Raw genomic sequence first — 24597 nt, forward strand, 5'->3', positions numbered from 1 at the left:
ATCACTGAAACTCCGCCAAGGAAATCCTCAAATCATCAATCCGCCAAAGTAGTGATAAATCAGCAGGCGCACTATCCGCATCGAATTGATGGATGCGGTCCCACATCAAGCGGCAGTCCTTATCGATCCGGTCAGCCGCTGCTCCTTCACGCAGTCATCTATCCTGAGCAGGATTTCGGCCAGCGCCTCGAACTGATCGAGCGGCCAGGCGTTGGGACCGTCGGATTTGGCATTGGCCGGATCCGGATGGGTTTCCATGAAGACGCCCGCCACGCCTGCGGCGACCGCCGCGCGCGCGAGCAGGGGGACATATTCGCGCTGTCCACCTGAAGCCGTGCCGAGGCCGCCCGGAAGCTGCACCGAATGGGTCGCGTCGAACACGACCGGGCATCCGGTCTCCGCCATGATCGCCAGGCTGCGCATGTCCGAGACGAGATTATTATATCCGAAGGAGGCGCCGCGCTCGCACAGCAGCACGCAATCCTCGTCCACGCCGGCATGCGCCGCCGCTGCGCGCGCCTTGGCCACGACATTGGCCATGTCGTGCGGCGCCATGAACTGACCCTTCTTGATGTTGACCGGGCGCCCGCTCGCCGCAACCGCCTCGATCAGATCGGTCTGGCGCGCGAGGAAGGCCGGCGTCTGGAGCATGTCGACAACCTCGGCGACAGGCGCCACCTGATCCACCGAATGCACGTCGGTAATCACCGGCAGGCCCGTCTCCTCGCGGACCTTCGCCAGGATGCGCAGCCCCTTATCCATCCCCAGACCGCGGAACGCCGCGCCCGAGCTGCGATTGGCCTTGTCGAACGAGCTTTTGAAGATCAGCTGGACGTCCAGCCGCTCCGCTATGCCGCGCAGCGTCTCGGCGGTCGCCAGGATCATCGCTTCCGATTCGATGACGCATGGCCCCGCAATGAGAAAAAGACGCCGGTCATTGCCGACCGGCCTGCCGCATAATTTCATCATGGCTCAATCGATCCCCGCGGCGCGCAGGCCGGCTTCCACTTGCGTGATATCCGAAGGATTGTTGAGTTCCCAGATATCGGCGTCAGGCGGCGCAAGCTCGACCGTCGCGACAGATATCCCGCCCTCCAGGAAACGGAGCTGCTCAAGACCTTCGAGCAATTCCAACGGTGAGGGCGGCAGCGCCGCATAACGCTCGAGCGCAGCACGCCGATAGGCATAGACGCCGACATGGAAGAAGATGGGAAGCCCGACCTCGCCCACGCGCTCGGCGGGCACGTGCGGCAGGACGCGCTTCGAGAAGTAAAGCGCCCGGCCATAGCGATCGAGAACAGCGGTGGTGCCGCCCACGCGGCCGGCCGCCTGATCGGCGAGCAGGCGCGCATGCAGCGCCGGCGTGCAGCGGACCACCGGTGTCACCACCTCGGCCTCCGGATGATCCGCGAGATAGGCCGCCAACGCCTCGACGAAGCCGGGCGGCGTGAGCGGCGCATCGCCCTGCAGGTTCACGATCACATCCACATGATCGGGCAAGGCAGCCAGCGCCTCGGCGCATCGCTCGGTGCCGTTGCGGCAGGCGGACGACGTCATCGCCACCGCCGCACCAAATCCTTCGGCCGCCACGCGGATACGATCATCATCGGTGGCGACGAGGACCTTCGCGATCCCGGAAACCAAGCTGGCCGCTTCCCAGCTCCGTTCGATCAGCGGCTTTGCCCGGCCGCCCGCGCCGCGCAGCAGGGCGAGCGGCTTGCCGGGATAGCGTTGCGAGGCAAAGCGCGCGGGGATGATGATCGCGACGCGGGACCGATCGGCCCGGGCCGCCGTCGAAGCAATGGTCATCGTGGCGGCTTAATCAGGCGATGCCCAGGCGCAGGAAATCATGGACATGGACGATACCGACAGGCCGGCCATGCGATTCCTGCGTGCCCACGAACAGGCTCGTGATCCGATGCTCCTTCATGAGCGCCACCGCCTCTTCGGCAGTCGCCGAAGCATCGATCGTCACCGGATGCTGCGTCATGACGTCGGCCGCCACGCCCTCCATCAGGCTATCCGCATGCCGACGCAGATCGCCGTCGGTGATGACGCCGACCAGCCGGCCTCCATCATCGACGACGCCCGCAATCCCGAAGCTCTTGCCGGTCATCGTGACGATCACCTCGCGCATCGGATCCCCGCTGGAGACGAGCGGCATGCTCTCCCCCATATGCATCAGCGTCGCCACCGCGCGCAGCCGCGCCCCGATCTGCCCGCCCGGATGCAATATTTTGAGCCCGGCGGAGCTATAGCCGCGAACGCGCATCGCCGCGATCGCCAGCGCATCTCCCAGCGCCATCATCAGTACCGTCGACGTCGTCGGGGCGATATTCGCCGGGCACGCCTCGCGAACCGCCGGCAGCAGGAGCTGCACGTCCGCCTGACGCATCAGCGCGGAATCGCCGCGCGATGCGATCGCCACAATCTCGACCCGCAGGCGCTGCGCATGCGCGACGATCGCCTGCAGCTCGGCAGTGCGTCCGGAATTTGACAGTACGAGCAGAAGATCGCCACGTACCAGCATTCCGAGATCGCCATGCGCTGCCTCGGCGGGATGGACGAAGATGGCGGGCGTACCGGTGGCGGCAAGCGTTGCCGCGATCTTGCGGCCGACATGGCCGGACTTGCCCATGCCCGTGACAACGACCCGCCCCCGGATCGCCAGGATCCGATCGACGGCGTCGACGAAATTCTCATCCACCGCCATGGCAAGCTGGCTGAGCGCGGAGGCCTCTGCCCGGATGACGCTGCGCGCATAGTCGAGGGTGCTGTCGGCCTCCAACGGAGCCTTGCGAACAAGCGGCACCACATCGCTATGCATACTGTACCCTATACTCACTGGCGGATATTCCGCTTTAGTCCATCTAACACGACAGGCAAGTAAATTAAGCATGATCTTTAGGCGGACGAAATCCAGCCAGCGTAACCGCTAGCGCCGCCGTTAATATTTGGTGAACGCCAGTAAACGCGCGAATCTGCCGATTAACTCGGCACCAGCCTATCGGGTTGCCTGCTGCAGGCAAAGTCGGTCAGGACGGCTCCAGCCCGGCATCGCCCAGCATGCCGCGGCGGCGCAGCGCGCGAAAGACCGCGTTGAGCAACGGGTTCGACCAGCCATTATTGGTCGCGAAATCACGCTGCAGGCTATCATGGTGAAGCTGGTGGGCAGCCGGCGTCATCAGCAGCCCCGCCTTGCGCAGGAGCGTGATGAAGCCCGGCACCCGCTCGCAATGAAGCGAGCCGTGAAAATATTGCGCGAAGGTCCCGCCCAGGAGGAAAGTCACCGCGCCCGCGGTCGCCCAGGCCGGCACCGGCCAGAGCAGGTTGGCCATGTTGAGCAGGAGCGAGAAAGGCAGCGAGGCGACAATCACCGTCGATCCGATCTGGCGGAGCAGCGTTCGCCGACCCAGCGCATGCGGGCGCGGATGGTGATTCTTGAATTCGAAGACGAGCCGTTCGAACGGCCCGATCCGCCGCATCGTCTCGTCGCGGAGACGAAGGAATTCCTCGGATTCGCGCGAGCCCTCGTAGAAATAAAGGACATCCAGCCCCACGCCGGCCCGGCACGGGCGATAATCCATATACATGTGGACAATGCCGGACATCAGATCGGCCAGATACCAGCCCGCCACCATCGCCGGCACCACGCGCCAATCGAGCGGCGCCATCAGCCAGAATAGGTTGAGCGCAAGCGATGCCAGAAATAGACGGAAAGCGGCCCTAGTCCACATGAGTCCCAGCCTCATCGGGGCCAGACGACATGGACAGGTCGCGATGACAGGCCATTATCTCGGGATTCATCATTCGGACTGGACCAGTAAGCAACTGGGTCGCTTCGTACGGGACGACAGCATATAATTCAAGCTGCAACCCGTTCTCGAATATCCCAAGATCGGCCGAGAAGCTTGGTGATAATGGCCGGCTACGGCTTATTGATCGGCATCATGGCTCGATTCCGGTTCGAATTCGGAGACGAGACTTGGATAAAGGCTGCCGGGCTGCAGACTGCCGCAAGGAATTTGAGCATTTGATCGGCTGATAGCGGCCAGAGATCAGGGAAACACATCTCCGGACGCGCCGATATGCGGCCCCGCCATCACATGCCGGACCGAAGCCTAGCTCTGATAAAGCTCCAGCGGCAGACCGTCCGGATCCGCGAAGAAGGTGAACAGCTTCTCGGTATAGGGATCCGTCCGGATGGGCTCGACCTCCACGCCATGATCCTCCAGCCGGCGCACGGCGGCGGCGAGATCATCGACCTTGAAGGCGAGATGGCGCAGGCCGCACGCCTCGGGACGCGAAACCCGCGCTGGCGGCGTGGGGAAGGAGAAAAGCTCGATCTGCGCCGCGCCCACGGCCAGGTCGCATTTCCAGCTATCCCGCTCCTCCCGATAGACTTCACGGATCAGGGGCAGGCCCAGAATCTCGGTATAGAAACGTCTGGAGCGGGCATAATCCGAACAGATGATCGCGACATGGTGAAGCGTATCGAACATTGAACCTCCCTATCGGAAGCCGAAAGACGATTGAAGCGACATCAGCGCATAAGGCGCTTTCGCCCCTGGGTGAGATGCCAGCGCATGGCAAGCGCCGCGCCCTCCGCATCGCGCCAGCGGATCGCCTCGACGATATGCTCATGCTCGGTCATCATCGCCTCGACATCGGAGGCCGACCGCGCCCGGCTGATGAGGACGCCGGCCTTCATGATGAGGCCGATCTCCTCCGCCATGCGATCGAAGACGAGCAGGAAGGCCGGCGTCTGCGTGGCGATCATGATCGCGCGATGGAGCGCCCAATCCTCGTCATGCGCGGGCTGATCGGATAGGAGCGCGGCGCCAAGCGCGGCCATGGCGGCCTCGATCGTGGCGAGATCCCGGTCGGACCGGCGGATCGCCGCCAGCCGGGCCGCTTCCGCCTCCAGCACGAAGCGGACCTCATAGGTGCCCAGATGTTCGGACAGTTTCGCATCGGGCAGATAGGCCGAGAGATGCTCCGCCGGGCGGCGCTTCACATAGGATCCGGCCCCGCGCCGCGAGATGACGATCTCGTCGGCCGCGAGACGGACGAGCGCCTCGCGGATCACGGTGCGCGACACGCCGAACAATTCGGCCATCCGCAATTCGGACGGGAGGCGGCTTCCCTCGCGCAGGTCGCGCTCGACGATCAGCTGGAGAATCGACGCATAGATCCTGTTCGCCAGATTGTCCGTCGGCATCGACACGGGCATGTCCCCTGCCCGGATCCTAGATGATCCGGCTGGCGACCAGGATAAGCACGAAGCCGACCACCGAAATCAAGGTTTCCAGCACGGACCAACTCTTGAACGTGTCGAGCGTCGAAGTCCGCAAATAGCCCTTGACCAGCCAGAAGCCCGGATCGTTGACGTGCGAGAAGAAGACCGATCCCGCGCCGATCGCGAGCACGACCCATTCGACCGCCACGCCGCCCTGGAGCGCCACGGTGGACATGACGCCCGAGGCAGTGATCGTCGCGACCGTGGCGGAGCCGGTGGCGAGCCGGATCAGCACCGCGATCGTCCAGCCCATGATGATAGGAGAGATGCCGCCGTCTCGCGCGATGCGGGACAGGGTCTCGGCAAGGCCGGCATCCACCAGCACCTGCTTGAGCGCGCCGCCCGCGCCGATGCTGAGCAGGATCGATCCCGCCGGCACCATCGCCGCACTCCACAGCGCCTGCGCGTCGGTCCGTCGCGCAGGCGGCGCGAAGAAGAGGAGGAGCGCGAGCAGGTTCGCGACCAGCAGCGCCACCACCGGCGTCCCCAGAAAATCGATCGTGGCGGCGGGGCCGGCCGGCAGGACGAACAGTGTGTTGAACGCCTTGGCCGCGATCAGGATCACCGGCAGCAGCACAATCAGCAGCGAAATGCCGAGCGGAACGCGATGCGCCGGCGGAGCGCCATCCTCGAAGATCGGATCGGACCGAACCCAGCGCTCGGCATAGCGGCTGAACAATGGCCCGGCGACGATCGCGGTCGGAATGCCGACCAGCAGGCCATAGAGCATCGTCATCCCGACATTGGCCTGAAGCTGATCGACCGCGATCATCGGCCCGGGATGCGGCGGCAGCAGCGCGTGCAGCACGGACAGGCCGGACAGCGCCGGCAGCATCAGCGGCAAATGGCTCTGCCGCGCATCATGCGCGCCCTGACTGCTCTGCGCCGCAACCGCCGCGATGATCGGCAGGAGCAGCACGACGCCGGTTTCGAAGAAGAGGGGAAGACCGAGCAGCATCGCGGCGCCGAGGCAGCTCCACGGCCGATAGCGTTCGCGCACCGCGCCCACCGTGGCGGTGGCGATGACCGACGCCGCGCCGGACACTTGCATCATCGCCCCCAAGGTGAGGCCCAACGCCACGACCAGCCCCGCACCGCCGAGGATGTTGCCGAATCCCTTTTCGACCGAGCCCACGGCACCCTCCACGCCCAGCCCGCGCATGATGGCCAGCAGGAAGGCCGCGCACAGCAGGCCGATGAAGGGATGGATCCGGAAGCGGACGATCAGCAGCACCGCGATCGCGACGCACAGAAAGGCGGAGCCGATCAGCAGCAGGTCGCTCATATTCTGCAAGAAACCCTCTCCTTATGATGATCTTATGGTCTTGCTTGCACCGCCTTCATTCCGGCGGCGGCATCATGGGATCGGCATGCGCGCAGAAAGTGCCCGGCGGATCACCGCGACATTGTTTTCGACGGTGTCGGATGCGTCGAGGGGAATGACATTCTCGTCCGGGCCGGGCCTTTCGAGCGTCGCATATTGGCTGCTGACAAGGGAGGCGGGCATGAAATGGCCCGTCCGCGACGCCACCCGCGCTTGCACCACCGCAGGCGGCACATCGAGAAAGGCGAACAGCAGATCGGGATCGCTCCTCCGCAACTGCTCGCGATAGGCACGCTTGAGCGCCGAACAGGTGATGACGCCGGAACTGCCGGACCGGATCCAATTGCCGATCTGCACGCCGATCGCCTCGAGCCAGGGAATGCGATCCGCATCGGTCAGGGGAATGCCCGCGGACATTTTGGCGACATTCTCGGGCGGGTGGAATTCGTCGCCTTCGAGGAAATTCCATCCGAGGGATTCGGCGACCGCACGCCCCACCGTCGTCTTGCCCGAGCCGGACGGTCCCATGGCGACGATAATCATGCCCCATCCCTCCCTCTCATTCGCGGACTTCTGTCCGACCAATTTTGTTCTGGCCCGGATCTCCGCTCGGCCTGCGCCACGGGTTCCGGGTTCATCTATTCACAAGCATTGCCTATTTGTGGTGATCTGTAAAGCAGCCGCGGCGAGCGGCACAGCATCGTCCTTCCTGGCCAGCATCGGATGCTGTCAGACAGATATTGGAAAAGGCCGAACCTGCCGGCCCGACCTCCCGCCGGGTTTCACCGGAGCCGACACGCCATTTGTCCGGCGCGGCCAAATATGGGAGGATGCGCCGCCGTATCGGTGCGGCCGGAATCGGAGGATCGATCGCATGTCCGGCCCATCGAGCCGTCGCCACGCGATGCCCGGCCGCCACGATCATTGCCCGGCATGATGCCGATATCCCGGCGGCCACGGCACATCAGATAAACAGAGATCCGATCGGAGATAGGGAAGATGTCTGACATTCATGGCCGCTTCGTCTGGTACGAGCTCATATCGCCCGACAGGGAGGCGTCGAAACGCTTCTATGGCGACGTGATGGGCTGGGGCGCCGAGGACACGCAAATGCCCGGCATGGTCTACACCATGTTCAATATCGACGGGACGCCGGTGGCCGGGCTGATGGACCTGCCCGAACCGAATGCGCGCCCGGGCTGGACCGGCTATGTCGCGGTCGACGATGTGGATGGCACCGTCGAGCAGGTGAAGCGGCTCGGCGGCTCGGTACATGTCCCGCCGACCGACATAGCGGATGTCGGCCGCTTCTCGATCGTCGCCGATCCGCAGGGCGCCGTGCTCGCGCTGTTCACCTCGCTCCATCCGGAAAGGGACCAGCCCGCCGCGCCGGGGGCGCCTGCCCGTGTCGGCTGGCACGAGCTGGCCGCCGTCGATTGGGAAAAGGCCTTCGCCTTCTATTCCGAGCTGTTCGGCTGGCAGAAGGCCGAGGGGATCGATATGGGCGAGATGGGCATCTACCAGCTCTTCAGCGCCGGCGGACAGCCGATCGGCGGCATGTTCAACAAGCCCCCCACGGTGCCGGCGCCCGCTTGGCTCTTCTATGTCAATATCGGGGATATCGATGCGGCCATCGAACGGGTGAAGGCCGGCGGCGGCCAGATCCTCAACGGCCCGATGCAGGTGCCGGGCGGCGACTGGATCGTCCAGAGCATCGATCCGCAGGGCGCCATGTTCGCGCTGGTGGGCAAGCGCGGCTGATCGGGCGCGATCAGGGTGGGCTGAGCGCGACCTTCAGCGCCGCCCTGATCGAGTGCTGGCGTCCCATGTCGGTGAACATCAGCCGCCATTCGCGCAGCACCAGCCTGACCGGATTGAGCTCCGCCGGCCGGTGCGCCAGGCCATAGCGGATCGGCTCGTCCGTCTCGGGCGCCAACGTCCCGAACAGCCGGTCGAAGATTATCAGCACGCCGCCATAATTTTTGTCGATCAGCGCCTCGTTCGAGGCATGGTGGGCACGGTGATGCGCGGGCGTGTTGAAGATCCACTCGATGGGGCCGAGCCTGCCCACGGCCTCGCTATGCAGGAAGAATTGGAAGTGAAGATTGGCGGCGAGCAGCGTCGCCACCATGCGCGGATCGAAGCCGATCAGGATCAGCGGCACATAGAAGATCCAGCCGAGCGAAAAGAAATTGGCCCAGCTGAGGCGGAGCGCGGCGAGCACGGTAAGTTGCTCGGCCGAGTGATGCACCGCATGGCTGGCCCAGAGCCAACGGACCCGATGACTCGCGCGGTGGAACCCGTAATAAGCGAATTCGACCGCGAGAAAGCCCGCCGCCCAGACGCGCCAGTCGTCCATCGGCAGATGCACCGGCGCGATCGACCAGATGGCCGCGTAAATGCCGCCCAGAATCGAGCCCTTGAGCGCCGCCATGACAATATTGCCGGCGGCAAGGCCGAGCGAGGTGAGCGCAGTAGCGTGATCATAGCCCCTTCCCGTGCGCAGCCGCCAGACGATCTCGGCAAGCACCGTGATCGTGACCACGGTCAGGAAGATGGGCGAACGGGCGAGCTGTTCCATCTCAGTTCACCGCGCTCAGCGAGGCTTTGAGGGCGTTGATTTCGGCCCTGGTGACGAAACCGTCCCTGTCGCCATCCGCCCGATCGAAGATCGGCGCGGGTGCTGCGGCGAACTCGGCGCGCGTCGTCTTGCCGTCGCCATTGGTATCGGCGACGGAAAGCCGTGCCATCATCTTCTTCGCCGCCTCGGGCCGGAACCGCGCGAGCGCGGGGAAATCGCCATCGGAAACGGTGCCATCGCCATTGCGATCGAGCCGGCCGAACTCGGCATTGCGCGCCGCGATGAATTCGGCGCGGCTGACCTTGCCGTTTCCATCGGCATCGGCCTGTTCCAGCAGGGCGGCGGGATCGCGGCCGGCCTGGGCATAAGCGGGAGCACAAAGCAACGCCGCGGCAATAGCGGCGAGCGGGGCTGTAATCTTCACGGACCAAACTCCTCTGAAAATAGCCGGCCGCCCCCGCGGGGGACAAGAGCGGCCGGCGCCGGTCACATCACGGGGGGTGGGACGCGACCGGGAGGGAAAGCGTTATTTGCCGGCGTCGCGATCGAGCGTGCCGGAGATAGTGTGGGTCTCGCCATCCAGCCCGGTGCGGCTGCCCGTGTAGCTCGTCGAGCCATCCTCGTTGCGATTGACATCCAGCGAGCGACCGAAGCTGCGTCCGTCATTGAGCCTGTGGGTGGCGCCGGCCGAATAGTTGCCATCGGCATAAGTCCGCGTGCGGCTGCTGTTGATGCCACGGCCGTCATTGGTCTGGAGGTTCCGGCTGGCCGAGACATTCCCGGACTGGCGCGAAGCCTGGCGGGATCGGGAATAGCCGTGTCCGTCGGCCCCGCTGACGCTTGCCGAACGGTTGAACTGGCGGGCTTCGGCGCCGCTTGCGACGGCCAGGGCGGAGAGGGTGATGCCGGCCACCAGGGGGACGATGGGCTTGAACATTGGGGGTACGCTCCTTCACTGATCGGACGGTCGGGCCGTCCCGATCCCCAATGGCGGCGTGGCGTAAGTGGCTTGCTGCAGCTTCGAAACGATATGTAACGGAGTGTAACCGGGGCCATCCGCCTCTCCCCATGGTGCCGCCACGGTGGCACAAGCGCGCATCATGACCAGCAGCAGTAGCAGCAGCTTCATCGCCGTCGTCGAGGATGATCCGGAAATCCGCGCGCTCCTGACACGGCTTCTGATACGCGAAGGCTTCGCCGCCGCCGGATGCCGCACCGCCGCGGATTTTGATCGGCTGTGCGAGCGCCAGCGGATCGATCTCGCCATTCTCGACGTAATGCTGCCGGGCGAGGACGGGCTTTCGCTCTGCCGCAGGCTCCGGGCGACGGGCGAGATCCCGGTGCTGATGGTCACCGCCAAGAGCGACGATGTCGACCGGATCGTCGGGCTGGAGATCGGCGCGGACGATTATCTGCCCAAGCCCTTCAATCCGCGCGAGCTGATCGCACGGGTGCGGGCCATATTGCGGCGGACGCGCGGCGCCAACCGGGTGCAGGCCACGATGCGCCCGGAACGCTATCGCTTCGACGGCTGGTCGCTCGACGCCGGCAGCCGCAACCTCACCGATCCGGACGGCATGCCCGTCGACCTGACCGGCGGCGAATATGATCTGCTGCTGAGCTTCGTCACCCATCCACAGCGCGTGCTCAATCGCGATCAGCTTCTCGACTGGACGCGCGGCCGCGATGCCATGCCCTATGACCGGAGCATCGACGTCCAGCTTAGCCGGCTGCGCCGCAAGCTCGCGGAACATCCAACGGGCGAGGCACTGATCAAGACCGTCCGGGGCGGCGGCTATATGCTCACGTCGATCATCGAGCGCGACTGATGCCGGTGGCGTCCAACCTTTCGCTCAGGATCATCGCGATCCTGGTCGCAGGCTTCGTGGCACTGCAGCTCATGCTGGTTCTGCTGATGATGCTGCCCACGACGGGCGATCCGAACCGACCCTATAATCTTCCCCTCCCCGACCATGTCCGTGCGATGGCGGAAGCGATCGAGCAGACGCCGTCCGCCCGCCGCCCCACCCTCGTCGAGGCGTTCAACGGCTCGCTGTTCAGCGTCCGGCTGGTCCCGGCGCATATCGACGGGACCGCGCCGGAGCCGCCTCCCCTTGCCTCGCTACACGCGAGCTATGAGGCGGTGCTCGACGGGCGGCCGATACGGCTCGCGCGCGAACGGCCGGTGCTGGGGGAGATCATCGGGGACAGGCCATGGCCCCGCTTCGTGGCGCCCGTCACGCTGACGATCGGCCTGCGCAGCGGCGGGCTGCTGGTGATCGACGGGCGCCCGTCCGCGCTGCTGAGCACATTCCTGCGCCGGCGCGCACTGACGGGGGCGATGGGCGGCATCCTCGTCCTCATTATCCTGATGCTGGCAGTACGGCAGACCACTCGGCCGATCGTCAGCCTATCGCGCGGGGTGCGGCTGTTCGGCCGGGCGCTGGACGCGCCCGACGTGCCGGTGACGGGATCGCGCGAGATGCGCGAACTCGCCACCGCCTTCAACGAGATGAAGACGCGGATCGGCACGCTCATGACCGAGCGCACCCGCCTGCTCGCGGCGATCGCGCATGACATGCGGACCTACCTCACCCGGCTGCGCCTCAGGGCCGAATTCATCGACGATGCCGATCAGCGCAGGCGCGCCGCCGCCGATCTGGACGAGATGTCGCAATTGCTGGACGACACCATCTTCTTCGCGCGGGAGCATGAGGGGCCCGCCCCCGCCCGCGAGCGGCTCGACCTCGGAGCGGAGCTTCGCGCGATCGCCCGGCTGCGTGGCGAGATGGGCGAGGCCGTGTCGCTCGACCCGCGATATTCCGGCGACGGGATCGACATGAGCTGCGCCCCGCTCGCCTTCCGCCGGATGATCGACAATCTGATCGACAACGGCCTGCGCTACGGCATGAATGTGACGCTCTGCGCCGAGGCGCGCGCCGGCGAGATCCGGCTCAGCGTGCTGGACGACGGCCCCGGCGTGCCGCCCGAGGCGCTCTCCCGCCTGGGCGAGCCGTTCGAGCGGATCGAGCCGTCGCGCGATCGCCAGAAGGGCGGCGCGGGGCTGGGCCTCGCCATCGTGCGCGGCCTGGCGGAGCGCAACGGGATGCAGCTCCTGCTCGCCAACCGGCAGCCGACCGGTTTCTCGGCCAGCCTGATCCAGCAACAGCAAGGATAGCGCCGGCCCGACCGCCCGCTTCCCGCGACCTCACGGCTCCAGCGCGAAGGCGAGGACCGCATCGCCATGCTTGGTGCCGAACGTGCCATGGCCGCCCGCCGCAACCACCACCATCTGCCGTCCATCCGCCGCGCGATAAGTCATGGGGGTCGCCTGCCCGCCCGCGGGCAGCCGCGCCTGCCAGAGCTTGCGGCCGGTCGCCACATCATAGGCGCGCAGATAATAATCGAGCGTGCCGCTATAGAAGGCGACACCCCCTGCCGTGACCAGCGGCCCGCCCAAGCTGGGCGTGCCGAGGTTGAGCGGAATCGGCACGATCGGCGTCTGGTCGCGCGCCGTGCCGTTGCGGTGGCGCCAGAGCGTGCGCCCCGTCCGCAGGTCCGCCGCGACGATCGAACCCCAGGGCGGCGCCTGGCAGGGCAGGCCGATCAGGGACAGGAAGGGCACCAGGCGGACCGCGAAGGGCGCGCCATAATTCTCGCCAAATGCCGCCACATCGGCGCCCATCGTGCTTGTTGTAGCCTTCGTCACCTCGCGCGCGTCGGTCGTCGCGCGCGGGATCAATGTCTGGACGAAGGCGAGCCGGACGGGCGTGCCGATCATGATCTGGCGCACCGGATCGACCGCGATCCCGCCCCAGTTGAACACGCCCGTATTGCCCGGATAGACCAGCGAGCCCTGCACCGAAGGCGGCGTATAGGGCCCATGATAACGCAGGCGGCGGTAGCTTATGCGGCAGGCGAGCTGATCGAAGGGCGTGGCACCCCACATATCCGCTTCGCGCAAGGGCGAGGGCATGTAGCTGAAGGCCGAAACCGGCTGGGTGGGCGATGCCCTGTCGCCCTCGCCCGCGCTGCCGCCCACCGGAACCTCGCGCACCGGAAAGATCGGCCGGCCGGTGCGACGGTCGAGAACGAAGATATCGCCCTGCTTTGTCGGGCCGATCAGCGCCGGCACCCGCGCGCCGCCAATGGTGAGATCAACCAAAGTCGGCTGCGAAGGCACATCACGGTCCCACAGATCATGATGCACCGTCTGGACTACCCAGCGCAGCCGCCCCGTAGCGATGTCGAGCGCGACGATCGAGCTCGAGAAGCGGTCCACCTCAGGGCTACGGCGGCCACCCCACTGATCGGGCGACTGGTTGCCGAGCGGCGCATAGACGAGGCCGAGCGCTTCATCGGCACTCATCACCGACCAGGCATTGGGCGCGCCGGCGCTATATTTGGCCCCGGCCGCAATCGGCGCGGTCGCGTCCGGATTGCCGGGATCCCAGTTCCACACCAGCCGGCCGGTCGTCACGTCATAGGCGCGGATCACGCCCGAGGGATTGGCCGTCCTGACATTGTCGTTGATCGCGCCACCGATGATGGCGAGATTGCGGGTCACGACCGGCGGCGATGTGGCCATATAGAAGCCCGGCCGCATGTTCGGCATGTTCGCGCTGAGATCCACCGTCCCGTTCCTGCCGAAGCCCGGGCATGGACGACCGGTCGCGGCATCGAGCGCGATCAGTCGGGCATCGACCGTCGGCAGGAACAGGCGCCGGCTGCAGAAGGGAATGGCCGCAGCGGGGGCGCGGACGGCGCCGGGCGCCGCGTCATGATAGGAAAGGCCACGGCAGGTCAGATGCTCGTTCGCCTGGCTGGCGGAAACCCGCGGATCGAAGCGCCATTTCTCCTTCCCCGTGGTCGCGTCGAGCGCGATCGCATGCGCGTGCGGGCTGCACAGATAGAGGGTGTCGCCGATCTTGAGCGGCGTGACCTCGAACGTCGTCTCCCTGGGATCGGTCGGGCGTTGCAGATCGCCGCTATTATAGGTCCAGACGAGCTTCAGCCGCCCGGCATTTTCCGGCCTGATGTCCGCCAGCGTCGAATAGCGCTGACCGAGAGCGGTGCCGCCATAAGCAAGCCAATCATTGGCGGCCGCGCCCCGCAGCGCCGTGGCATCGGCGGGCGCGGATGGCGCGGGCACGCGTCCGGCAATATCGAACCGATCCCGCGCGATCGAGGCGATCGCAGCGATGGCGACAAGTGCCACCGCCGCCAGCAACGCCGCGAAGGGCGCATGGCGGACGCTGACCCCACCATCGAGCGACCGGCTCACCCAGGGCAGCAGCAGCCACAGGCCGATCAGCGTGGGGATCACGCCGCGCGGGATCAGCGCCCACCAGTCGAGCCCCACTTCCCACAGCGCCCAGGCAAGCGTGGCGGCGAGCAGCAGGGCGTAAAGCCACAGCGCGGCCGTTCGCCCCCGATAGAGCAGCAGGCCGGTGACGCCATAGCCGAGCCCCGCGAGCAGATAATAGATCGACCCGCCGAGCGCCGCGAGCCAGATGCCGCCTGCCACAAGCCACAACCCGATCAGCAGGAGGATTACAGCCGTTACCCGGACGGCGATGGGCTGGGATATTGCGGTGGCCATGGCAAGCCGCCCCTCGATTGCGGATCGTCTGCGCCGCATAAAGGAACGGTTTGGCGGGATCGTTCCCCCTTATCCGTGAATTTCCCCTTCAATCGCCCCGCTTCGCCCCCGAAGCCTTCAATATGTCGCCGAACTCGATGGGAAAGGGAAAGACGATCGTCGAATTTCTCTCACCGGCGATGAAGTTGAGCGTGCCGAGATAGCGCAGCTGCATCGCCTCCGGCCGCTGCCCCAATATATCGGCTGCCTCGAGCAGCTTCGCCGCGGCCTGCTGCTCGCCCTGGGCATTGATGACCTTGGCGCGCCGTTCGCGCTCGGCCTCGGCCTGTCGGGCGATGGCACGGATCATCGTTTCGTCGAGATCGATATGCTTGATCTCGACATTGGCGACCTTGATTCCCCAGGCGTCGGTATGTTTGTCGAGAATCTCCTGAATGTCGGCATTGAGCCTGTCCCGTTCGGCGAGCATCTCGTCCAGTTCATGCTTGCCGAGTACCGAGCGAAGCGTGGTCTGCGCCAATTGGCTGGTGGCGTTCATGAAGTCCGCAACCTGGATGATCGCCTTGTCAGGCTCCACGATGCGGAAATAGATCACCGCATTGACCTTGACCGACACATTATCGTGGCTGATCACATCCTGCGTCGGCACGTCCAGCACGCGCGTACGCAGATCGGTGCGCACCATCTGCTGGACGAAGGGGATCAGCAGGATCAGTCCCGGTCCCTTGACCCCGGTGAAGCGTCCCAGCGTGAACACCACGCCGCGCTCATATTCGCGCAATATCTTGACCGCCGCCGCGAGGATGGCGAATGCGAGGATGATGGCGGGGATATAATAAGCAAGACCGGGAAGCATCAGCCCCTCCTCTCTCTGTCCTTCGCCGACGGATCGGGCTCGACGTGAAGCAGCAGCCCATCGAGCGAGACGATGCGGACCGGCTCGCCCTCGCGCACGGGCGCCTCGCTCACCGCATTCCAGCGCTCGCCATGGACGAAGACATGGCCGCTGCGCCCCTCCCAATCCTGCGTCAGCCCGCGCGCACCGATCATCTGTTCGCGCCCGCTCGCCACGCCCTGCCACCGCGCGCGAAAGGCCAGGCGAACGACCACCAGCGTGAACAGCAGGCTGACCGCGACGATCCCGGCAATGACCTGCCAGTCGATCCGGAAGTCGGGCACGTCGCTATCGACGAGGATGGTCGCGCCCAGCGCGAGCGCGATCGCACCGCCGATCCCAAGAATGCCGAAGGAGGGCGTGAAGGCTTCCGCGATCATCAGGCCGATGCCCAGCAGCGCCAGCCCCACCCCCGCATAATTCACCGGCAGCGCAGCGAAAGCATAGAGGCCGACCAGCAGGCAGATCGCGCCGATCGTGCCCGGATAGAGCGCGCCCGGGGTCATGAATTCGAAGATCAGCCCATAGACGCCGATCATCATCAGGATGAGCGCGACATTGGGATTGGTGATCGCCCCGAGCAGACGGGTCCGCCAGCCGGGCTCGATTTCCTCCACGCTCAGGCCGCGCGTGTCCAGAATGACGCGCTTTCCCGCGATGGTCACCGCCCGGCCATGCGCCTGGGCAAGCAGATCCCCGATATTGCGGGCCTGGATATCGATCACGCGCTGCGCGAGCGCAGCCGTGGCGGAGAGGCTCGCCGCCTCGCGGACGGCACGTTCCGCCCAGTCCGCATTGCGCCCCCGCAGCTCGGCCAGCGCGCGAAGATAGGCGACCGCGTCATTGACCGCCTTCGTCTCCATCGGGCTGTCAGGCTTGGGTTGGCTCTGGGGCTGGCTCTGGCCCTTCCCGCCCTCCGCCGCATCATCCTTCTCATCGCGACGCCCGGGGCCCGGCATTCCGCCGCCTATCTCGACCGGCGTCGCAGCACCCACATTCGTGCCCGGCGCCATGGCCGCGACATGGCTGGCATAGAGGATGAACGTTCCGGCGCTCGCCGCCCGGGCGCCGCTGGGGCTGACAAAGGTTGCGACCGGAACCGGCGAGGCGAGGATGTCGCGGATGATCGCCCGCATCGCCGGATCGAGCCCGCCCGGCGTATCCATGCGGATTATCACGAGCGGCGCATGACGTTGAGCGGCGATGCCGAGCCCGCGCCTTACATAATCCGCCATTGCGGGGCCGATCGCGCCGTCCACGTCAAGGAGGATGGCCGGCGCGCGCGCGGCCTGTCCCTGCCCCATGGCCGGAATCCGGAGGGCGAGCATGCCGATAAGGATGAGCGCGAGCAGCGACAGCAGGCGACCATATCGCCGGCCCGCCATTGGTCCCGCGCGCATCGGCTGTTTTGCGGGATGATCTCGATCGACCGACAATCACCAAGCCCTTCCGGTGGGCGCAGAGCGAGCCGGCCGAAGCCGGTCACCGTTGCGCATCACAGTCCCAACGAATGAAGGGCGAAACTGATGCTGCCCGGAAAGCCGATCCGGAAGCGGCAGCCATGACGGCCTCGATTCACTGCCGGAATGGCGCAACCCGGCGGACAAGCCATTGACGATACACGGAATAGATCGGCAAAGATGCCTCCATGGGGGGCAATATATGACCATCAGGATCGGCGCGGTCGTCGCCAGCAAGATCGGCTTCGCATCGCATCAGAACGCCGTACCGCTGTTGCGGGAACTGGAGCTGGCGAATGCAGGCGAGCAGGCCGTCGACGATCTCCTCCTGACCCTCAGCGCCGATCCGCCCTTCCTTCAGCCCAAGACATGGCGCATCGACCGGCTGTCGCCCGGTGCCACGCTGCACGTCACGGACCGCGACATCGCGCTCAACGCCGGCTTTCTCGGCGATCTTGGCGAGAGCCTGAGCGGCAGCGTGACGCTCCGCCTGGAAGCGAAGGACGAAACGCTCGCCGCCGTCACCCATCCGGTCGAACTGCTCGCCCGCAATCAGTGGGGCGGCACCGGCAGCATGGCCGAGCTTCTGCCCGCCTTCGTCATGCCGAACGATCCCGCGGTCGATCGCGTGCTCAAGGCCGCGTCCGATGTGCTGCGGCGGGCCGGCCGCAAGGACGGGATAGACGGCTATGAGGCGAAATCCCGGACGCGCGTCTGGGAAATCGCCTCGGCGATCTGGTCGGCCGTGTGCGGCTTTCGCCTCTCCTACGCCCTCCCGCCGGCGAGCTTCGAAAATGTCGGGCAGAAGATACGCAGCCCGAGCGCGATCTTCGAGGGGCAGGTCGCGACCTGCCTCGACACTGCGCTGCTCTTCGCCGCGGCACTGGAACAGGCCGGCCTCAATCCGCTGATCATCCTCACCCGCGGCCATGCCTTCGCCGGCGTCTGGCTCCAGCCGGTCGAGTTCGCCGCGCTGATCACCGACGAGGCCGCCGCCCTGCGCCGCCGCATCGACCTCAAGGACCTGCTCGTCTTCGAAACGACGCTGGCGACGCAGGCCGATCCGCCCGGCTTCGCCCAGGCCGAGAAGACCGCGCTCCGGCTCATCGCCGAGGAAGCGCCCGATCCGTTCGAAATGGCGATCGACGTCCGGCGGGCGCGGATGCAGAAGATCCGTCCGCTCGGCCTTGTCGGCGGGACGCGGCCGGCCGGATCCGGCGAGGAAGCGCCGCCTGTCGCCGAGGCGCTGGAAGCCGCACCCGCTTTGCCCGACTTCGACGTCGAAGTGGCGGAAGAGGCCGATGCGGTCAGGGATCGCGTCGCGCTCTGGCAGCGCAAGCTCCTCAACCTCACGACCAGCAACCGGCTGCTCCATGTGCCCGACGGCAGCAAGGTCGTCCGGCTGGTCTGCCCCGATCCCGGCGCGCTGGAGGATCGACTGGCGGCAGGGGGCAAGGTGCGGATCGTCCCCATGCCCGATCTCGCGCCCGCCGGACGCGACGAGAAGCTCTATGAGGCGCAGACCAACGAGAATCTGCGCGAGCAGCTGGCGACCGCCGCGCTCGATCGTGGCGAGCTGCTGTCGCTCATCGAGAAGGACAAGCTCGAAGCGGCGCTGATCGACCTTTACCGTAAAGCCCGCAGCGACATGGACGAGGGCGGCGCCAATACGCTGTTCCTCGCGCTGGGCTTCCTCAAATGGAAGAAGAACCCGACCGACGAGCGCAGCTATCGCGCGCCGCTCATCCTCCTGCCGGTCAAGCTGGAGCGCAAGAGCGTGCTGTCCGGCGTGGTCATGACGCATCATGAGGACGAGCCGCGGTTCAACCTCACGCTGATCGAGCTGCTGCGCCAGGATTTCGCGCTCAACATTCCGGGGCTCGATGGGCCCCTGCCGACCGACGAGAGCGGGATCGACGTGGCGCAGGTGTGGACCACCATGCGCCGCGCGGTGCGCGACATGGCCGGATTCGAGGTGGTGCCGGATGTCGTGCTGGGCACCTTCTCCTTCGCCAAATATCTGATGTGGAAGGATCTGGTCGATCGTGCGGACCGGCTGAAGGAAAGCCCGATCGTCCGTCATCTGATCGAGCGGGACGGCGCCGGCTTCGAGCGATCGGGCGAATTTCCCCGGGCCGAGAGGCTGGACGACAGCATCGATCCCGCAGCCTTGTTCACGCCGCTCCCCGCCGACAGCTCGCAGCTCGCCGCCGTGGTCGCTTCGGCGCAGGGGCATGATTTCGTGCTCGATGGCCCTCCCGGCACCGGCAAGTCGCAGACGATCGCGAACATCATCGCGCATAATCTGGCGCTCGGCCGCCGCGTGCTGTTCGTAGCGGAAAAAATGGCCGCGCTCGATGTGGTCCAGCGTCGGCTGGAGGAGAAGGGGCTGGGCGAATTCTGCCTGGAGCTTCATTCCGCAAAAGCGACCAAGGCCGAGGTGCTCAAGCAGCTCGACCGCGCCTGGACCGCGCGCGAGACGCTGAGCGAGGAAGAATGGACGCGCGAGGCGGCCGAGGCGAAGCGGCTGCGGGACAGCCTCAACGACGTCGTCCGGCTGCTCCACCGCCGGGAGGCGAACGGCCTTACGCTCCATCAGGCGATCGGCCGGGTCGTGCGCGACTGGACGGAAGCAAGCCCGCGCCTCGCTTTCGCAGCAAGTACGCAGCATGATGAGGCGGATCTCGCCCGCTTTCGCGATCTCGCGCGGCGGCTCGGGCTGGCGCGCAGCGATGTCGAGGAACTTTGCGACAGTCTCGCGGCGGTGACGTGCAATGACTGGTCGAATGGCTGGCAGGAGGCGATCGTCGCCGCAGCACTCGGCGTTCCGCCCGCGATCGACGCCATGCTCGCGGCGCGCGACGCGCTGCTTGAGGCGACACGGCTCCCGCTGGCGGCGGCGGACGGCGACGGTCTGGAGCGTTTGCAGCGCTTCGTCTCGCTCCTGCTCGAAGCCCATAAGCGGGACGTGCGCCTGGCCTTCGCGCCCGACATGGCGGACAGGCTGATCGCCGCACGCGAGGCGATCGCCTTACTCGATCGCTACCGCGCCGAGGAGGCGGCACTGTCGGCGGCCTATGCCCCGGAAGCCGCGCGGAGGATCGATCTGGCCGCGATCCGTGGCGACTGGCAGGCGGCGGGCCAGAAATTCTGGTTCTTCGCTACCTTCGCCAAGCGCAAGGTTGCGCGTGCGCTCGGCGAAGCGGGAGGTGCTGCCGGCCAAGTGGACCCCGAAACCGATCTGCCACGGCTGGAGGCGATGGCGCGGCTGCTGACGGAGCTGGACGCATTGGCGCCCCGGCTCATCGGCGTGCCGGGCTGGTCCGGGCTCGCCAGCGACATAGCGTCGGTGGAACCAGCCTGCGCCTTTATCGAGCGGCTGCGCGCCGCGATCAACTCCACCGCAACGGATCCCGAGCATCTTGGGGCGCTGCGCCGTGCGGCCTCCAATCTGGCGGTCGATGCGAATGATCTGCTCGGCCCCGATGGCGCGATCGCGCGCGCGGCGGATCGCTTCGGCGGAGCGGTTGCGGCGCTCGGCCAGGCGGCCGGCGCCTTCAGCAAGCTCGCCCTTGCCGAGGATGGGAACGGCCATGAGGCATTGCGCGCCTCGGCCGAGGCGGTGATCGCCCATCAGGCGCGATTGCAGGCCTGGGCCGGATGGCAGCGCGCCCGCTCCGACGCGATCGACGCCGGGCTCATGCCGCTCGTCACCGCGATGGAGGCGGGAGCCCTGCTTCCCCGCGATGCGGCGGATGCGTTCGAGACGGGCTATGCGCGCTGGTTCGCCAGCCAGCGGATCGATGCCGAGCCGCTGCTCCGTCAATTCGCTCCCGCGGTCCATATGGACGATATCGCCGCGTTCAGGCGGCTGGAAGACCGGCTCGCCGAGCTGTCGGTCCGCTATATCCGCGCGAAGCTGTGCGGGAATATTCCGGCCAAGGAAAGCGTGGGCAAGAAGGACGGATATGCCGTTCTGAAGCATCAGCTTCAGCTCCAGCGCCGGCACAAGCCGATCCGGCAGCTCGCGACCGAGATGGGCGACGCCTTCACCCGGCTCGCGCCCTGCATGTTAATGAGCCCGCTGTCGATCGCCCAATATCTGCCGCCGGACCAGGCGCTGTTCGACCTTGTGATATTCGACGAGGCGTCGCAGATCGCGCCTTGGGATGCGATCGGGGCGATGGCGCGCGGCCGGCAGGTGGTCGTCGCCGGCGATCCCCGGCAGATGCCGCCCACCAGCTTCTTCACCCGATCGGCCAATGCAACGGACAGCGATGCCGACACCGAAGAGGATATGGAGAGCATCCTGGACGAATGCCTCGCCGCCGGCGTGCCGATGCATTCGCTGAGCTGGCATTATCGCAGCCGGCATGAGAGCCTGATCGCCTTTTCCAACCACCGCTATTATGAGAGCGGCCTCGTCACCTTCCCTGCCCCGGTCACGCGCGCGAGCGCGGTGGAATGGCGGCGCGTGGACGGCGTCTATGCGCGTGGGCGCGGCCGAACCAACCAGATCGAAGCCCAGGCGATGGTGGACGAGGCGGTTCGCCGCCTGACCGATCCCGCCTTCGTCGCGGCCGGCCGCACGCTCGGCATCATCACGCTCAATGCCGATCAGCAGAAGCTGATCGAGGATCTGCTCGACAAGGCACGCCGCGAGCATCCGGAGATCGAGCCCCATTTCGGCGAGGACCGGACCGAGCCCGTGGTGGTCAAGAATCTCGAGACGGTGCAGGGCGACGAACGCGACCTCATCATCCTGGGCATCGGCTTCGGCCCGACCGAGCCGGGCGCGAAGACGATGTCCATGTCGTTCGGCGCGCTCAACGCGCAGGGCGGCTGGCGTCGGCTGAACGTGGCCGTCACGCGCGCGCGGCAGGAGATGATCGTCTTCACCTCCTTCGATTCCAGCATGATCGACCTCAACCGCACCAGCGCCCGCGCGGTTGCCGATCTCAAGCATTTCCTCGAATTCGCCGATCGCGGGCCGCGCGCGCTGGCGGAGGCCGTCCATGGATCGGTCGGCGGCTTCGAATCCCCCTTCGAGGAAGCTGTCGCCGCCGAACTGACCCGGCGCGGCTGGACGGTGGTGCCGCAGATCGGCGTGTCGCGCTTCCGCATCGACATCGGCATCGTCCATCCGGATCGGCCGGGCGATTATCTGGCCGGCGTGGAATGCGACGGCGCCACCTATCATAGCGCCGCCACCGCCCGCGATCGCGACAAGGTGCGCGCCGCGATCCTGAACGGCCTGGGATGGGAGCTGCTCCGCATCTGGTCGACCGATTGGTGGATCGACAAGGCGGGCGCGGCGGACCGACTCCACCGCGCCATCGAAGAGCTGCTGGCGGCTTCGCGCGCGCGCGCGGCCGGGCAAGCGGCCGTCGAGGCGCCAGGGCAGACGACCGTCCAGCCGGCGCTTTGACTCAAAGGGCTGATCGCGTCGGATCAGCCCTTTGCGAAGGCGAGCAGATCGGCGTTGAGCTGCTCCTTATGGGTCTGGGCGAGGCCATGGTCGCCGCCCTTGTAGATTTTGAGCTGCGCGCCCCTGACGAGCTTCGACGACAGCAGCGCCGAATTGCCGATCGGCACGATCTGGTCGTCATCGCCATGGAGGATGAGCGTCGGGACGTCGAACTTCTTCAGGTCCTCGGTAAAGTCGGTCTCCGAGAAGGCCTTGATACAATCGAGCTGGTTCTTGAGCCCGCCCATCATGCCCTGCATCCAGAAGCTGTCGCGCATGCCCTGCGTGACCTTCGATCCTTCCCGGTTGCCCCCGAAGAAGGGTGTGGTGATATCCTTGAAGAATTGCGAGCGGTCGGCTGCGACGCCCTTGCGGATCCCATCGAACACCTCGATCGGCAGCCCGCCGGGATAGGCGGCGGTCTTCAGCATGATCGGCGGCACCGCGCCGACCAGCACGGCCTTGGCGACGCGCCTGGTGCCGTGGCGGCCGATATAGCGGGCGACCTCGCCGCCGCCGGTGGAGTGGCCGACCATGATGACGTCCTTCAGGTCGAGCGCCTCGAACAGTTCGGCCAGATCGTCGGCATAATGATCCATGTCATTGCCGTCCCAGGGCTGGCTCGACCGGCCATGACCGCGCCGGTCATGCGCGATCGCGCGAAAGCCATTGGCGGCGAGGAAGAGCATCTGATCCTCCCAGGCGTCGGCGGTGAGCGGCCAGCCATGGCTGAAGACGACTGGCTGCCCCTTGCCCCAGTCCTTATAATAGATCTGCGTTCCGTCCTTCGTCATAAGCATGTTCATGGCTTGGGATCCCGTGCTGCCATGATGGCTGGCGGCCGGTGCGGCGAACGCCGTCGCCGGCCTGGTCGCGGCCGCGGCGGCCGCGATTCCGATGCCCCCGACAAGCGCCGAGCGCCGGGAGACCATCGTTGCATCATGATCGTTCTGAGCGTGCATAAAGCCTCCTCGCACATGTCTTTCCGGGCCGGTTCCGGCCGTTGCGAGGCAGAGGATCCACCATGCGGCTGCCCTTCATCCATCAGACTTGGAGCATGGGGCGATCATATCTTCGTATAGCTGAACAGGGATGGAGTCGGTTCCGGCTGGGGGCGGAATGACAGCCTAAGCGTTTGCCTCCGTGGGCCAAAGATATTCACCGGTCAGCAGGATGCGCCCAGCCTAGCGGAGAGATATGGGCTAGAAGTTCGGACGGCACATCAAGGCCTTCATCTCGCCGTTCGGCGACAGCGTGACCAAGATGGACGGTGTTCCAGTAGATGATGATCGCCATGAGCAGATTAAGCCCAGCGATCCGATAATGTTGCCCCTCGGTGGTGCGATCGCGGATTTCACCCTGCCTGCCAATGCGCAAGGCGTTCTTGAGGGCGTGGTGCGCTTCGCCTTTGTTGAAGCCGATCTGAGCGCGCCGCTGCATATCGGTGTCGAGAATCCACTCTATGATAAAGAGAGTGGATTCTCGACGCGGCCGACCTCGCGGAGAGCGGCCGCCAGATCGTTCTGCCGGGGATAGGATGCAAGCTTTCGTAGCAACTGGCTTGGTCTGATCTTGCCGGCGGCCATCGTGGCCGCGCAGCGGAAGAGATCGGGCCAGTTTGCAATAATCAACTCTTCGCGAATTTCGCCGCCGACCAGGCTGCGCGAATCCTTGGGTATTGCTGCGGGATTGAACATGTAGAGTCGTTTCGAGGGTAAGTCGCGGATGCGCAGCTTGGTCATTGACGTGGGTGTAGGCTTTCAGCCGGGCTCATTGCCGTACTTCGCGTTGACCATGTTCATGGCCTCGCTCTGTCGTGCCGAAGGGAAGAACTGACCATCGCTTGATGCTGTCGTTCCCATGCCCCAGAACCGGGACATCGGCAACTTGCCTTGCGCGGCCACGACCATCGCCAGCGCCTGATCCATGGCCTCGCTCTCGACATGCCAACGTGCGAGGCGCGAGAGCG

The 24597-nt window shown here is 66.0% G+C and carries 19 protein-coding genes and 1 pseudogene; 4 read left to right on the top strand and 16 right to left on the bottom strand.

What is annotated here, in order from left to right; all coding sequences use genetic code 11:
- Positions 1 to 105 precede the first annotated feature (105 nt).
- The 8 genes from kdsA to CLG96_RS14605 all read right to left on the bottom strand — a co-directional run bounded on the left by kdsA (position 106) and on the right by CLG96_RS14605 (position 7166).
- Complete coding sequence (gene kdsA, locus CLG96_RS14570; RefSeq protein ID WP_107968956.1) at positions 106 to 966, bottom strand: 3-deoxy-8-phosphooctulonate synthase; 861 nt, start codon at positions 964 to 966, stop codon at positions 106 to 108.
- A gap of 6 nt (positions 967 to 972) precedes the next feature.
- Positions 973 to 1809 carry a 3-deoxy-manno-octulosonate cytidylyltransferase gene (locus CLG96_RS14575; protein ID WP_107968888.1) on the bottom strand — a complete coding sequence of 279 codons (837 nt, stop codon included), beginning with the start codon at positions 1807 to 1809 and terminating at the stop codon, positions 973 to 975.
- A 13-nt stretch (positions 1810 to 1822) separates the two neighbouring features.
- Positions 1823 to 2815: a KpsF/GutQ family sugar-phosphate isomerase gene (locus CLG96_RS14580; RefSeq protein ID WP_243395796.1), complete on the bottom strand. Its 993-nt coding sequence runs from the start codon at positions 2813 to 2815 to the stop codon at positions 1823 to 1825.
- A gap of 220 nt (positions 2816 to 3035) precedes the next feature.
- The gene (locus CLG96_RS14585) at positions 3036 to 3737 is read right to left on the bottom strand and encodes a fatty acid desaturase family protein (RefSeq protein WP_243395797.1); all 702 of its coding nucleotides are present in this window, start codon (positions 3735 to 3737) and stop codon (positions 3036 to 3038) included.
- Between the two features lie 384 nt (positions 3738 to 4121).
- Positions 4122 to 4502 carry an SMU1112c/YaeR family gloxylase I-like metalloprotein gene (gene gloA2 / locus CLG96_RS14590; protein ID WP_107968894.1) on the bottom strand — a complete coding sequence of 127 codons (381 nt, stop codon included), beginning with the start codon at positions 4500 to 4502 and terminating at the stop codon, positions 4122 to 4124.
- A gap of 41 nt (positions 4503 to 4543) precedes the next feature.
- The gene (locus tag CLG96_RS14595) at positions 4544 to 5221 is read right to left on the bottom strand and encodes a FadR/GntR family transcriptional regulator (RefSeq protein WP_107968958.1); all 678 of its coding nucleotides are present in this window, start codon (positions 5219 to 5221) and stop codon (positions 4544 to 4546) included.
- A 28-nt stretch (positions 5222 to 5249) separates the two neighbouring features.
- Positions 5250 to 6584: a GntT/GntP/DsdX family permease gene (locus tag CLG96_RS14600; RefSeq protein WP_107968896.1), complete on the bottom strand. Its 1335-nt coding sequence runs from the start codon at positions 6582 to 6584 to the stop codon at positions 5250 to 5252.
- A gap of 72 nt (positions 6585 to 6656) precedes the next feature.
- On the bottom strand, positions 6657 to 7166 hold the full coding sequence (locus tag CLG96_RS14605) for a gluconokinase (RefSeq protein WP_107968960.1): 510 nt from the start codon (positions 7164 to 7166) through the stop codon (positions 6657 to 6659).
- A 456-nt stretch (positions 7167 to 7622) separates the two neighbouring features.
- Here CLG96_RS14605 and CLG96_RS14615 point away from each other — a divergent pair, with 456 nt between their 5' ends.
- Complete coding sequence (locus CLG96_RS14615) at positions 7623 to 8384, top strand: VOC family protein (RefSeq protein ID WP_107968900.1); 762 nt, start codon at positions 7623 to 7625, stop codon at positions 8382 to 8384.
- Positions 8385 to 8394: 10 nt separating this feature from the next.
- Here CLG96_RS14615 and CLG96_RS14620 read toward each other — a convergent pair whose 3' ends face one another.
- From CLG96_RS14620 to CLG96_RS14630, 3 genes are all read right to left on the bottom strand, one after another.
- Complete coding sequence (locus CLG96_RS14620) at positions 8395 to 9204, bottom strand: sterol desaturase family protein (protein WP_107968902.1); 810 nt, start codon at positions 9202 to 9204, stop codon at positions 8395 to 8397.
- A gap of 1 nt (position 9205) precedes the next feature.
- A complete protein-coding gene (locus CLG96_RS14625; protein ID WP_243395798.1) occupies positions 9206 to 9628 on the bottom strand; it encodes an EF-hand domain-containing protein in 423 nt (140 codons plus the stop codon).
- A 102-nt stretch (positions 9629 to 9730) separates the two neighbouring features.
- Positions 9731 to 10141, bottom strand: coding sequence for a hypothetical protein (locus CLG96_RS14630; protein ID WP_107968905.1), 411 nt, complete (start codon positions 10139 to 10141; stop codon positions 9731 to 9733).
- A 163-nt stretch (positions 10142 to 10304) separates the two neighbouring features.
- Between CLG96_RS14630 and CLG96_RS14635 the strand changes: the two genes are divergently transcribed.
- Together CLG96_RS14635 and CLG96_RS14640 are read left to right on the top strand one after the other, a co-directional pair.
- Positions 10305 to 11033: a response regulator gene (locus tag CLG96_RS14635; protein WP_107968907.1), complete on the top strand. Its 729-nt coding sequence runs from the start codon at positions 10305 to 10307 to the stop codon at positions 11031 to 11033.
- The gene (locus CLG96_RS14640; RefSeq protein WP_107968909.1) at positions 11033 to 12382 is read left to right on the top strand and encodes a sensor histidine kinase; all 1350 of its coding nucleotides are present in this window, start codon (positions 11033 to 11035) and stop codon (positions 12380 to 12382) included. The genes CLG96_RS14635 and CLG96_RS14640 overlap by 1 nt, the downstream gene beginning before the upstream one ends.
- A gap of 30 nt (positions 12383 to 12412) precedes the next feature.
- Here the strand turns inward: CLG96_RS14640 and CLG96_RS14645 are convergent, their stop codons facing one another.
- The 3 genes from CLG96_RS14645 to CLG96_RS14655 form a co-directional block, all read right to left on the bottom strand.
- Entirely contained in the window at positions 12413 to 14806 is a 2394-nt protein-coding gene (locus CLG96_RS14645; protein WP_107968911.1) for a membrane-bound PQQ-dependent dehydrogenase, glucose/quinate/shikimate family, read from the bottom strand.
- Positions 14807 to 14894: 88 nt separating this feature from the next.
- Positions 14895 to 15662: a slipin family protein gene (locus CLG96_RS14650; protein WP_107968913.1), complete on the bottom strand. Its 768-nt coding sequence runs from the start codon at positions 15660 to 15662 to the stop codon at positions 14895 to 14897.
- Positions 15662 to 17137: an NfeD family protein gene (locus CLG96_RS14655; protein ID WP_243395799.1), complete on the bottom strand. Its 1476-nt coding sequence runs from the start codon at positions 17135 to 17137 to the stop codon at positions 15662 to 15664. The genes CLG96_RS14650 and CLG96_RS14655 overlap by 1 nt, the downstream gene beginning before the upstream one ends.
- 226 nt (positions 17138 to 17363) lie before the next feature.
- On the opposite strand from CLG96_RS14655, the gene CLG96_RS14660 reads away from it, so the two are divergent.
- Complete coding sequence (locus CLG96_RS14660; protein WP_107968917.1) at positions 17364 to 22589, top strand: DUF4011 domain-containing protein; 5226 nt, start codon at positions 17364 to 17366, stop codon at positions 22587 to 22589.
- Between the two features lie 23 nt (positions 22590 to 22612).
- On the opposite strand, the gene CLG96_RS14665 is transcribed toward CLG96_RS14660, so the two are convergent.
- Complete coding sequence (locus CLG96_RS14665; RefSeq protein WP_107968964.1) at positions 22613 to 23434, bottom strand: alpha/beta fold hydrolase; 822 nt, start codon at positions 23432 to 23434, stop codon at positions 22613 to 22615.
- A 321-nt stretch (positions 23435 to 23755) separates the two neighbouring features.
- A pseudogene (locus tag CLG96_RS14670) lies at positions 23756 to 24595 on the bottom strand (Tn3 family transposase); the annotation flags it as partial.
- Positions 24596 to 24597 lie beyond the last annotated feature (2 nt).

Origin of the sequence: Sphingomonas oleivorans, assembly GCF_003050615.1 — a bacterium.
Taxonomy (GTDB): Bacteria; Pseudomonadota; Alphaproteobacteria; order Sphingomonadales; family Sphingomonadaceae; genus Sphingomonas_H; species Sphingomonas_H oleivorans.